The sequence below is a fragment of the Nocardia sp. NPDC003999 genome, from assembly GCF_053604885.1.
The window spans coordinates 685,074-696,672 of sequence record NZ_JBSGIB010000002.1; the positions used below are offsets into that span (position 1 = coordinate 685,074).

The following is an 11,599-nucleotide window of genomic DNA, read 5'->3' on the forward strand; positions in this document are numbered from 1 at the left end:
GATCTAGAGCACGGCCAGGAGTACCCCACGTGAGAACCCGATTCGCCATCAGTTGCGCAGGTATCGCCGTGGGAGTCGTCTCCGCCCTGACGCTGACCGCCTGCGGCGGCTCCAACGACGACGGACGCCCGACCGTCGTCGCCTCCACCGACGTCTGGGGCGATATCGCCGCCGCCGTCGCGGGCCCCGACGCCGCCGTCCGGTCGCTGATCACCGATCCGTCCGCCGACCCGCACTCGCACGAGACCTCCGCGGTCGAGTCGGCGGCGCTCAGCGATGCCGACCTCGTGGTCTACAACGGCGGCGGCTACGACCGGTTCGCCGAGAAGGCGGTGGCGGGCACGAACAAGCGCACCGTGGACGCGTTCGCCCTGCGGGCCGATCAGAGCGACGACAACGAGCACGTCTGGTACGACGTGCGCACCGTCGACGTGGTCGCCGACCGGATCGCCGCCCAACTCGGCGAACTGGACCCGGGCAAGGCCGCGGCCTACGCCGAGCGCGCGACGACGTTCAAGAACCGGCTCGCCGCGGTTACCGCCATCACCGGCGCACTCGCCGCCGAGCATCCGAAAACGCCGGTGCTGCAGACCGAGCCCCTCGCGCACTATCTCCTGGTCGCCACCGGAGCCGACGACCGGACCCCGCACGAGTTCCAGGAAGCCATCGAGCAGGAGACCGACCCGGCCCCCGCGGCCGTCGCGGCGACGCAGGACCTGCTCACCGGCAAGCGGGTCCGCGCCCTGATCTACAACGTGCAGACCGAGGACAAGATCACCAAAGACCTGCGCGCGACCGCGCGGAGCGCGGGCGTCGCCGTCGTCGAGGTGACCGAGACCCTGCCCGACGGCGTGGATTACATTCAGTGGCAGACGAAGAACGCGCAGGCGCTCGCCGCCGCGCTGGGCTGAGCAGATGAACAAGGGAGCCGCGCTGACCGCACACGCCGACGAGGTGGAACGGCGCTCGACCATCGGCGAATCGGCCGCGGTGCGACTGGAGGCCGCCCGCTTGTCGTTCGGAGACCGAACCCTTTGGGAGGGGCTGGATCTCACTGTCGCGCCGGGTGAATTCGTCGCGGTCCTCGGGCCGAACGGTTCGGGCAAGACCTCGCTGCTGAAGGTGCTGTTGGGTCAGGTCGGCCTGAGTTCGGGCGCGGCTCGGATCGCGGGCTCTCCCGCGCGCACCGGCAATCACGACATCGGCTACATACCGCAACAGAAGACGATCGACGCCGGGGTGCAGTTGCGCGGCGTCGATCTCGTCGGCCTCGGCGTCGACGGGCATCGCTGGGGGCTCGGGCTGCGCTCCCGCGCCGAACGCAGGCGGAAGGTGGCCGCGGCCATCGCCGACGTGGGCGCCGAGCGATTCGCCCACGCGCCACTGGAATCCATGTCCGGCGGCGAACAGCAGCGACTGCGGGTGGCGCAGGCGCTGGTCGGCGATCCGAAGGTGCTGCTGTGCGACGAACCGTTGCTCAGCCTCGACCTGGCGAATCAGCGACTGGTCGCCGAGCTCATCGATCGCCGCAGGCGCACTCACGACACCGCGGTGCTCTTCGTGACGCACGAGATCAACCCGATCCTGCCCCTGGTGGACCGGGTGCTGTACCTGGTCGACGGCAGGTTCCGGATCGGGACGCCGGAAGAGGTGATGACCTCGGCGGTGCTGTCGGAGTTGTACCGCACCCAGGTGGACGTACTACGGGTACGCGGGCGTCTGGTGGTCGTCGGCACCGGCGACACCATGGACGCGCTCGGCACCGCGGGCGGCCACTGCCACGGCCCGGCCGGCGACGAGTTCGCCCACGGCGATTCCGCCGGAAGCCCCGCACCGGACGATGACGCCACCTCGACCACGGGATCCGTCGAAGAGCCGGTCCCCTCAGCACCGACCTCAGCGCATGCCGCCGTCGCCGCTACCTCGACCGACACGGAAACCGGCACACGAACCAGCCGCTCGGCAATCAACGGCAGCGCCCCGGCCGAACGAACACCGGCAGTCCCGACGACCGCCGCCCCGACTTCAGGCCGATCGCCGACCACCGACGAGGCACGCGTCGCCGCTACCTCGACCGACACGGGAACCGGCACACGAGCCGGCCACGCGGCGACCCGCGGCACCGCTCCGGCCGAACGAACACCGGCAGTCCCGACGACCGCCGTGCGCCCGAACTCGGGCCCACCCTCGACCATCGATGTGACGAGTGGTGGCTCGACGCCGATCGACCCGAAGACCAACGAACCGGCGGTGAGCAGTGCGCCGATGACCGAACCGACATCGAGCAACCTGGCATCCGCGGTCGACACATCGCCCAGCCCGGCGAACGGCAACGCGGCAACGGGCGACGTGGCGTCCGGACACCCGATCCACGGCAACGGTTCGACGGCGGCCCACGCTTCGGCGGAGCGTATCCAAGGCGACGGCGACCGTCCGACGGCGGATCCCGAGCAGAGCGGAGTGCGTTCGTGACCGACAAGCTCTCCAGCGTCCTCGGCAAGATGCTCGACTTCGGCACCACGGCGAACCTGCTGTCCTACGGTTTCGTCCAGCAGGCGCTGCTCGCGGCGGCCCTGCTGGGGCTGCTGTCCGGCGTGATCGGTCCGCTGATCATCAGCAGGCAGATGTCGTTCGCAGTGCACGGCACCAGCGAGCTTTCGTTGACCGGAGCCGCCGCCGCGCTGCTGGCCGGTGTCGGCGTCGGTCTGGGGGCCATCGCGGGGTCGGTGGTCGCGGCGGTGTTGTTCGGCCTGCTCGGCGCGCGGGCGCGGGAACGCGATTCGGTGATCGCCGTGGTGCTCTCGTTCGGGCTCGGACTCTCGGTGCTGTTCCTGTGGTTGGGCCCCGATCGCGCGGGATCGAAATTCTCCCTGCTGACCGGCCAAGTGGTCAGCGTCGGCAACAACGGGCTCGGCCTGCTCGCCGTCTGCACCGCCGGAGTGATCGCGGTGCTGGCCTTCGTCTACCGGCCGCTACTGTTCGCCAGTTCCGACCCGGAAGTGGCCGTGGCGCGCGGTGTCCCGGTGCGGGCGCTGTCCATCGTGTTCGCGGTCCTGCTGGGCATCACGGCGGCGTTCGGGGTGCAGATCGTCGGCGCGCTGCTGGTCCTCGCCCTGCTGATCACCCCGGCCGCCGCGGCCGCCCAGCTCACCGCGGACCCGGTTCGAGCGACCGTGCTCGCCGTGGTGTTCGCTGAGATCGCCGCCGTTGGCGGCATCCTGCTGTCGCTCGCGCCTGGCGTCCCCGTCTCGACCTTCGTCACCACGATCTCGTTCCTGATCTACCTGGCCTGCCGCCTGCTCGGCACCCGTGACCGCAGACTCGCGCACGCCCGCTGAAGGCGTCGTGCGCCGGTCTACTGACGCCGCACCGGCATGTCGAGAAGTTCTCGCGATCGACGTCCGGGTGATGGCGGTGACCTCATGGCGAGCGCAACGCCGAGCGGTGCCGCGACCGCCAGTCCAGCGGCTATCAGTGCTGATCAGCGCCTAGCTCGGAAACCGGACCAACTTGATGGCAGCCGCCTTCAGTCGTTGGCGAATGCTTTCGTATGCTCGACTCATCGCGCCCCCGAACGAATGGTGACCAACGATGATCGACTTCGCGATTCCCGCCGACCTCGCCGCCGAACGCGACCGAGTGCGCCGCTTCGTCATCGACAAGATCGTCCCCTACGAGCGCGACCCGCGCCTGACCGCGCACGGGCCGACCGACGAGCTGCGGCAGGAACTCGTCGAACTCGCCCGCGCCGAGAAGCTGCTCACCGTGCAGGCGCCCGATTCGCTCGGCGGACGCGGACTGACCCACATCGAGCAGGCGGTGATCTACGAGGCGGCGGGCTGGTCCACGCTCGGCCCGGTCGCGATGAACTGCGCGGCGCCCGACGAGGGCAACATGTTCCTGCTGTCCAAGGTGGCCGATCCCGGCCAGGTCCAGCGTTACCTGGCCCCCGTGGTCGCGGGACACCAGCGTTCGGTCTTCGCCATGACCGAGCCCGACGGGGCCGGCTCCGACCCGGCCCAGCTGGCCACCAGCGCCGCCTTCGACGGCGAGAACTTCACCATCAACGGCCGCAAATGGCTGATCACCGGGGCGAACGGCGCGAAGACCTGGATCATCATGGCCCGCCTCGCCGCCAACCCGCATCTGCCCGAGGGCCCAACGCTGTTCCTGGCCGACGGCGCGGAACCCGGCATCGTCATCGAACGCACGATGAACACGATGGACCGCAACTACGTCGCCGGGCACGGTGTGGTCCGCTTCGACAACCTGACTCTGCCCAGGGAAGCGCTGCTCGGCGAGGCGGGCCAGGCGCTGCGCTACGCCCAGCTCCGGCTCGCCCCGGCCCGCCTGACCCATTGCATGCGGTGGCTCGGCGCGGCCGAACGCGCCCAGAGCATCGCCGTAGAGCACGCGCGCACCCGCACCGCGTTCGGCAAGCCGATCGGCGAACACGAGGGCGTGTCGTTCATGCTCGCCGACAACGAGATCGCCCTGCACCAGTGCAGGCTGACCATCTGGCACGCGTGCTGGCTGATGGACAACGGCGAGAAGGCACGGCACGAGAGTTCGATCGCCAAATCGTTCGTGTCCGAGGAGTTGTTCAAGGTCGCCGACCGCTGCGTGCAGGTGCTCGGCGGCATCGGCATCAGCGACGAGACAGTCGTCGAGATGATCTTCCGGGACATGCGCGCCTTCCGCCTCTACGACGGGCCCACCGAGGTGCACAAGTACGCCATCGGGCGCAAGGTGCTGCGCGGATAGCCGAGGACTTTCGGCCCCGGGTCAGCTGCGCGCGCGTCGGCTAACATCCTGTGGCATGAGTTCGGAACTGCACGTCGACGTCTCCCGGGGCGTCGCCGTGCTCACGCTCAACCGGCCCGCCCAGCAGAATGCCTTCACCCCCACGATGGCCGCCGAGTTGGGCGCCGCGTTGCAGCGCTGCGATTCGGAAGACGCCATCCGTGCCGTGATCATCACCGGCACCCCGCCCGCGTTCTGCGCGGGCGCGGACCTGTCCAATCGGGTGGGCGAGGTCAGCGCCACCATCGATCCGCCGCCGTGGCGGGTGCGCAAACCGGTGATCGCGGCCGTCAACGGCCACGCGGTCGGCATCGGCTTGGCCCTGGCCTTGCAGTGCGATCTGCGGTACATGGCACGCGACGCGGTGTACGGGCTGAATCAGGTCCGCCGCGGCGTGCTGGCCGACGGCTACGCCCACTGGACGCTACCCAGGCTGGTCGGCATGGCCAACGCCGCCGACATCATGCTGACGGGGCGCACCTTCGACGGCGACGAGGCGAAGGCGATGGGCGTGGCCAACAGCTCGCTGCCCGCGGGCGAGGTGCTACCGACGGCGCTGGCCGTCGCGCACGACATCGCGAACGGCTCGGCGCCACTACCGGTGGCACTGTCCAAGCGGCTGCTCTGGGAGGGGCTCGGGATGAACCCGGCCATGGTCGGTCAACTGGAAACCGATCTCAACCAGCACGCGACCAAGAGCATCGACGGCGGCGAGGCCATGGCCGCGTTCCGGGATCGCAGGCAGCCCAGCTGGTCGGGCAGCGTCAGCACGGAATGGCCCGCCTGGGACACCGCCGGGCGCGAACGGCCCAGTCTGGACTAGGCGGCTCGCCCGGCTGAGTGCGATGCCGCGGAATGTCACCGCCGGCGGTAGCGCCCCTCCGCCCCACGCGGGACTCGGTCAGCGCCGCTCAAGCATTACCGCCGAGCACGATGAACAGGAACAGCAGCGCGAAGACGATCATCAGGACGGTGCCGATGACGCCGAGGACGTAGCCGACCAGCACCTGAGCGCGACCACCGTACGCGCCGCCGGATTCCTCGATCTGGTCGAGCGCGCGCCGTCCCAGCGCCCACGCCACCGGCCCCAGCACTCCGCAGCAGAGGACGCTCGCCGCGCCGAGAAACAACACCGCCGTCGCATTCGGATGCTCGACCGGCGCGCCAATGGGCTGATTGGGTATCACCACCAGCCGAATTCTACTGGGCTCCTCGGCGTCTCCGGGTTTTTAGGCCGTATGGATCGGGAGCCGCGAGATTCGGGGGCAGGTCCTGCGTTCAGTGGTACTCGGGTTCTGGGCGTGCCCGGTGAGCTACCCATGTTCTGGCTAGATCAGTTGTTGCGCTGCGTTTTTCGTCGCGAACTACGAGCCGTCCGCAGCTCGGAGCGTGCCAGTGCGACGTGGGACACCCGGAGCCGGGCAACGGGAGTCCAGCACGGGAACGTGCTCAGGCGCGGCGTTGGCGGGCGACTTCGGACAGCACCACACCGGCGGCGACCGACGCGTTCAACGATTCCACCGGGCCCGCCATCGGAATCGACAAGATCGAGTCACAGGACTCCCGCACCAGGCGGGACAGTCCTTTGCCCTCCGAGCCGACCACGATCACGGTCGGCTCGCGACCGTCGAAATCGTCCAGCGTGGTATCGCCACCGGCGTCCAAGCCGACGACCTGAACGCCCTGAGCCGCCCAATCCTTCAGCGTGCGAGTGAGATTGGTCGCGCGGGCGACCGGAAGCCGAGCGGCGGCGCCCGCGCTGGTGCGCCAGGCCACCGCGGTGACGCTCGCGCTGCGTCGCTGCGGGATCAGGACGCCGTGGCCACCGAAAGCCGCCACGGAACGCACCACCGCGCCCAGATTGCGCGGATCGGAGATGTTGTCCAGCGCCACCAGCAACGCGGGCTCGGCGGCGTTGCGCACCCGGTCGAGCAGATCGTCCGGGTGGGCGTAGCGATACGGCGGCACTTGGAGCGCGACACCCTGGTGCAAACCGTTGGCGCTCAACCGATCCAAGTCGGTGCGCGGCACCTCCAGGATGGAGATACCGGTGTCGGCGGCCAGCCGCACGCTCTCGGTCAGCCGGTCGTCGTTCTCGGTGCCGACCGCGACGTACAGTGCCGTCGCGGGCACGCCGGCACGCAAGCACTCGACCACCGGGTTGCGCCCGAGCACCAACTCCGGCCCGTCCTCGGTCTTGCGTCCGGCGGGCCGTGCCGCCGCGCCACGAGCGGACGGACGGCCCTGCGCGGCTTTGGTTTTCGCGGCCGCGCGCTTGGCGGCAGGATGCTTGGTGCGCATCTCGGCGGGCGGGGTGGCGCCACGCCCCTCCAGTCCGCGCCTGCGCTTGCCGCCGGAGCCGACCACGGCGCCCTTCTTGCTGCCGCTCTTGCGGACCGCGCCGCGGCGCTGCGAATTGCCTGCCATCACTTGGCCTTTCCGGGTTGCGGCGCACCGAGCGCCCATTCGGGACCGCCGGCCGTGTCGGTGACCTCGATCCCCGCGGACTGCAGACGATCGCGCACGGCGTCGGCGGCCGCCCAGTCCTTCGCGGCCCGCGCCTCCTGACGGCGGTCGAGTTCCGCACGCACCAGCACGTCCAGCGCGCCCAGCGCGGCCGAGGAATCGCTCGGTGTGTACCAGTGCGGATCGAGCGGGTCGACACCGAGAATGGCGAGCATGGCACGCACCTGGCTCGCCAGGTCGCGCGCGGAGTCGATCGCGCCGACCTCCAGCGCCTTGTTGCCCTCGTGCACCGCGCGATGGATCTCCGCCAGCGCCTTCGGCACCGCGAGATCGTCGTCGAGCGCGGCGGCGAACGCGTCGGTCCACTTGCCCACCGGGATCTCACCGGCCCGGTCCACCACCCGGTTCACGAACGCCTCGATGCGCTGATAGGACTGCGCCGCGTCGTGCAGCGCCTTGTCCGAGTACTCCAGCATCGAGCGGTAGTGCGCGCTGCCCAGGTAGAACCGCAGTTCGACGGCCCGCACCTGCTTCAGCACGTTCGGCACGGAGAGCACGTTGCCCAGCGACTTGGACATCTTCTCCCCGCCCATGGTCACCCAGCCGTTGTGCAGCCAGTACCTGGCGAAGCCGTCACCGGCGCCCTTCGACTGGGCGATCTCGTTCTCGTGGTGCGGGAACACCAGATCCATTCCGCCGCAATGGATGTCGAATTCCGCACCGAGATAGAACTCGGCCATCGCGGAGCACTCCAGGTGCCAGCCGGGGCGGCCGGGGCCCCACGGGGACGGCCAGGTCGGCTCGCCCGGCTTGGCCGCCTTCCACAAGGTGAAGTCACGCGGATCGCGTTTGCCTTCGCCCGCGCTCTCGCCTTGATGCACGTCGTCGAGCTTGTGGCCGGACAGCTTGCCGTAATCGGGGTAACTGACCACGTCGAAGTAGACGTTGCCCTCCGAAGCGTAGGCGTGACCGCGATCGATCAGCCGCTGCATCATCTCGACCATCTGCGTGATGTGGCCGGTGGCCCTGGGCTCCGCGGACGGCGGCAGCACACCGAGCCGTTCGTAGGCGCGATCGAAGGCGCGCTCGTGCGTGGCAGCCCACTCCCACCACGGCCTGCCCGCCTCGGCGGCCTTGGTGAGGATCTTGTCCTCGATATCGGTGACGTTGCGGATGAAGAAGACGTCGATGTCATGCGCGAGCAGCCAGCGTCGCAGCACGTCGAACGCGACTCCGCTACGCACATGGCCGATGTGCGGCTCGCCCTGCACGGTAGCGCCACAGAGGTACACCGAAGCACGGCCGGGGACCAAGGGCGCGAAATCGCGCACGGTCCGCGTGTCGGTGTCAAAGAGGCGCAGCGTCACGGCAGTCGATCCTAGCTGGTGTATAAGGTCGTTCACGGACCGGCTCGGGTCCGTCGGAGCTGGATCAACGACAGGCTTGCAGCAAGGCCGTCGCCACGGCGGCGACGCCCTCGCCGCGACCGGTCAGGCCGAGCCCGTCGGTGGTGGTGCCGGACACCGAGACCGGGGCGTCGAGCAGCTCGCCGAGTACCTGTTGCGCCTCGGCGCGCCGAGGCCCGATCTTGGGGCGATTGCCGATCACCTGCACCGCGGCGTTGACCACCTCGAAGCCCGCCTCGTCCAGCAGGCGGCGCACTTCCTTCAGCATGGCCGCGCCGGAGACGCCCGCCCATTCGGGGCGTCCGGTGCCGAATACCGCGCCGACATCGCCGAGGCCCGCCGCGGACAGCAGCGCGTCGCAGAGGGCGTGCGCGGCGACGTCGCCGTCCGAGTGGCCCGCGCAGCCGTCGTCGCCGTCGAACAGGAGACCGGCCATCCAGCAGGGCCTGCCCGCTTCGATCGGATGGACGTCGCTGCCGATGCCGACGCGCATGGTCACGGCGTCACCGCCCGTCCGATGCCCGCGCCGTCGAGCACCGCGTCGGCGAGCCGGAGGTCGAGTGGAGTGGTGATCTTGAAGGCGAGCGGATCGCCGGGAATGGTGTGGACCGCGACGCCCAGCCGCTCGACCAGGCCCGCGTCATCGGTCGCCTGGATGCCCTCGGGCGCGTAGGCGGAGCGCAGCAAGTCGGCCGCGAAACCCTGCGGCGTCTGGATCGCGCGCAACCGGGCGCGGTCGGGCGTGCCGGTCACCGCGCCGACCGCGTCGACGGACTTGATGGTGTCGGCCACCGGGAGCCCGGGGACCACGGCGGGACGGCCAGCCCGCAGTTCCGCCGCGACCCGGGCGATGAGCTCGGGCGGCGTGAGCGCCCGGGCGGCGTCGTGCACCAGAAAGTAGGCGGCGTCGGGCGCCGCGGCGATACCCGCCCGCACCGAGTCGATGCGTTCGGCGCCGCCGACGACCACCTGGACCGAATTCGTGGGCGGCAGCAGGGCAACGGCGCTGTCGACGAGTTCGGCGGGAACCATCACGATGATCCGCTCGACCGCGCCGGAGGCGATCAAGCCTTCGACGGCGAGCCGGACCATGGGTGTGCCGCCGACCGGGACGAACGCCTTGGGTGCGGATTCACCCAGACGCACGCCACGACCGGCGGCAGGCACCAGAGCAACGACGGGTCCGTCGGTGGAACGGACACCGTTGTCAGGTGTGTTCACGGTCAGGAAGCCGCTGCGAGGACCTCATCGAGCAGGGTCTCAGCCTTGCCGTCATCGGTGCCTTCGGCCAGCGCGAGCTCACCGACAAGAATCTGCCGAGCCTTGGCGAGCATGCGCTTCTCACCCGCGGACAGGCCGCGGTCCTGCTCCCGGCGCCACAGATCGCGGACGACCTCGGCCACCTTGTTCACATCGCCGGAAGCGAGCTTCTCGAGGTTGGCCTTGTAGCGGCGGGACCAGTTGGTCGGCTCCTCCGTATGCGGCGCGCGAAGCACCTGGAAGACCCGATCGAGACCCTCCTGACCCACGACGTCACGCACGCCGACGTATTCGGCGTTCTCCGCGGGAACCCGAACAGTGAGATCGCCTTGGGCGACCTTCAGGACCAGATACTCTTTTTGCTCACCCTTTATGGTGCGAGTCTCGATTGCTTCGATCAGCGCCGCTCCGTGGTGGGGGTAAACGACGGTGTCTCCGACCTTAAAAATCATGTGTCCCGTGCCCCTTTCGATGTTCACAGTTTAACATGCGACTCGATAACGGCGCGATCAACTGTGCAGGTCAGGGCCACAACGAGGCAACCGTGGGGCTTGACAGATGCCAGGCTGTGTGCATTACGTTGTGCCAGAACGGGTTATCTCCCGGCTGGAGTCGGCGCCGCTCGCCGCCCACGCGTCGGCACCTTCGTGGCAACCTCCGAAGTTCGATCGAACCGTTATCGACACGCCGGGTGTCGGCGCGGACGCCCCCGTGGCCCCGTCGCATGCGCCCGGGCCGAACCCCGAGTTCGACCCGGCCCCCGCGCCCGGGCTCTCGAGGGAACTACTACGCTGCCTAGTTACTACGCTCCCGCGCGGAGCCAGAGCCCGGTCGACATGGAGGGACAACCCGTGACTGCCCTGAAAGCTGTGACCGCCCCGAAGGGGGCGCGACGTCGCATGGTGACGGTTGCCGCACTCGCCGCCGGAGCGGCGATCGCGCTGTCCGGCTGCGGCGCGGGCCAGATCGCGCAGACCGCCGAACAGGTCGCCGCCGTGAACGGCAACCACGCCGACGTGGGCCGCATCGCGCTGCGCAACGTGCACATCGTGTACCCGTCCGAGGGCACCGCGTACAACAACGCCAAGGGCGGCAAGGCGCTCATCGCGCTGTCCATCATCAACAACGGCGAGTCCGTCCCCGACGAGCTGACCAGCATCACGACCGACCTCGGCACCGTCAAGATCACCCCCGCCTCCGGCAAGTCGGTCGTCGAACTCGCCCCGCAGCAGACCGTCGTCGCGGCGAGCCAGCCGGTCAAGCGCGAGGCCGCGTCGACCACCACCAGCGCCGCGCCGACCACGAGCGCCGGTGCGCCCACCTCAGCGCCGCGCTCCGCCGCGCCGACCACCACCGCCGAGTCGCACGGCTCCCCGGCCGCCGCCGAGGACCCGGAGGCCAACCCGATCCTGATCGAGATCACCGGCCTGACCAAGGACATCGCCCCCGGCCTGACCTACAACGTCTCGTTCAACTTCAAGCAGAACGGCACCGTCCAGGTCCAGGTCCCGGTCGACGCGGGCCAGCACACCGAGCGCCACGAGTCCGACAAGTCGGGCCCGGCCGAAGCCGAGCACACCGGCGGTCACTGAGGCTGTGTCTGATTCGCAGCGCCTGCGGCGCTGCGTGTTCGCGGCGCAGGCGCTGGAAATCAAACACTGTCG

At 69.6% G+C, this 11,599-nt stretch carries 11 protein-coding genes and 1 pseudogene; 6 read left to right on the top strand and 6 right to left on the bottom strand.

The window, feature by feature from the left end; genetic code table 11:
• Positions 1-29 precede the first annotated feature (29 nt).
• From ACWESM_RS07020 to ACWESM_RS07040, 5 genes and pseudogenes are all read left to right on the top strand, one after another.
• Positions 30-911: a metal ABC transporter solute-binding protein, Zn/Mn family gene (locus ACWESM_RS07020; protein WP_355076745.1), complete on the top strand. Its 882-nt coding sequence runs from the start codon at positions 30-32 to the stop codon at positions 909-911.
• Positions 912-915: 4 nt separating this feature from the next.
• Positions 916-1,773 (top strand): annotated as a pseudogene (locus ACWESM_RS07025) (metal ABC transporter ATP-binding protein); the annotation flags it as partial.
• Between the two features lie 695 nt (positions 1,774-2,468).
• Positions 2,469-3,338 carry a metal ABC transporter permease gene (locus tag ACWESM_RS07030; RefSeq protein WP_355076743.1) on the top strand — a complete coding sequence of 290 codons (870 nt, stop codon included), beginning with the start codon at positions 2,469-2,471 and terminating at the stop codon, positions 3,336-3,338.
• Positions 3,339-3,591: 253 nt separating this feature from the next.
• Positions 3,592-4,764, top strand: coding sequence for an acyl-CoA dehydrogenase family protein (locus tag ACWESM_RS07035; protein ID WP_452491100.1), 1,173 nt, complete (start codon positions 3,592-3,594; stop codon positions 4,762-4,764).
• A gap of 55 nt (positions 4,765-4,819) precedes the next feature.
• Positions 4,820-5,626, top strand: coding sequence for an enoyl-CoA hydratase/isomerase family protein (locus ACWESM_RS07040; RefSeq protein ID WP_355076739.1), 807 nt, complete (start codon positions 4,820-4,822; stop codon positions 5,624-5,626).
• Positions 5,627-5,714: 88 nt separating this feature from the next.
• On the opposite strand, the gene ACWESM_RS07045 is transcribed toward ACWESM_RS07040, so the two are convergent.
• The 6 genes from ACWESM_RS07045 to carD all read right to left on the bottom strand — a co-directional run bounded on the left by ACWESM_RS07045 (position 5,715) and on the right by carD (position 10,387).
• Positions 5,715-5,993, bottom strand: a complete 279-nt coding sequence (locus tag ACWESM_RS07045; protein ID WP_356963572.1) for a DUF4190 domain-containing protein — start codon at positions 5,991-5,993, stop codon at positions 5,715-5,717.
• A gap of 259 nt (positions 5,994-6,252) precedes the next feature.
• Positions 6,253-7,230, bottom strand: a complete 978-nt coding sequence (gene rlmB, locus ACWESM_RS07050; protein ID WP_452491101.1) for a 23S rRNA (guanosine(2251)-2'-O)-methyltransferase RlmB — start codon at positions 7,228-7,230, stop codon at positions 6,253-6,255.
• The gene (gene cysS, locus ACWESM_RS07055) at positions 7,230-8,636 is read right to left on the bottom strand and encodes a cysteine--tRNA ligase (protein ID WP_356963570.1); all 1,407 of its coding nucleotides are present in this window, start codon (positions 8,634-8,636) and stop codon (positions 7,230-7,232) included. Before cysS ends, rlmB begins: the two co-directional genes overlap by 1 nt.
• A gap of 64 nt (positions 8,637-8,700) precedes the next feature.
• Complete coding sequence (gene ispF / locus ACWESM_RS07060) at positions 8,701-9,168, bottom strand: 2-C-methyl-D-erythritol 2,4-cyclodiphosphate synthase (protein ID WP_062968866.1); 468 nt, start codon at positions 9,166-9,168, stop codon at positions 8,701-8,703.
• A gap of 2 nt (positions 9,169-9,170) precedes the next feature.
• On the bottom strand, positions 9,171-9,896 hold the full coding sequence (gene ispD, locus ACWESM_RS07065; RefSeq protein WP_355076732.1) for a 2-C-methyl-D-erythritol 4-phosphate cytidylyltransferase: 726 nt from the start codon (positions 9,894-9,896) through the stop codon (positions 9,171-9,173).
• Positions 9,897-9,898: 2 nt separating this feature from the next.
• Positions 9,899-10,387, bottom strand: coding sequence for an RNA polymerase-binding transcription factor CarD (gene carD / locus ACWESM_RS07070; protein ID WP_011206964.1), 489 nt, complete (start codon positions 10,385-10,387; stop codon positions 9,899-9,901).
• A gap of 399 nt (positions 10,388-10,786) precedes the next feature.
• On the opposite strand from carD, the gene ACWESM_RS07075 reads away from it, so the two are divergent.
• Positions 10,787-11,527, top strand: a complete 741-nt coding sequence (locus ACWESM_RS07075; RefSeq protein WP_355076730.1) for a hypothetical protein — start codon at positions 10,787-10,789, stop codon at positions 11,525-11,527.
• The last annotated feature ends 72 nt before the right edge of the window (positions 11,528-11,599 follow it).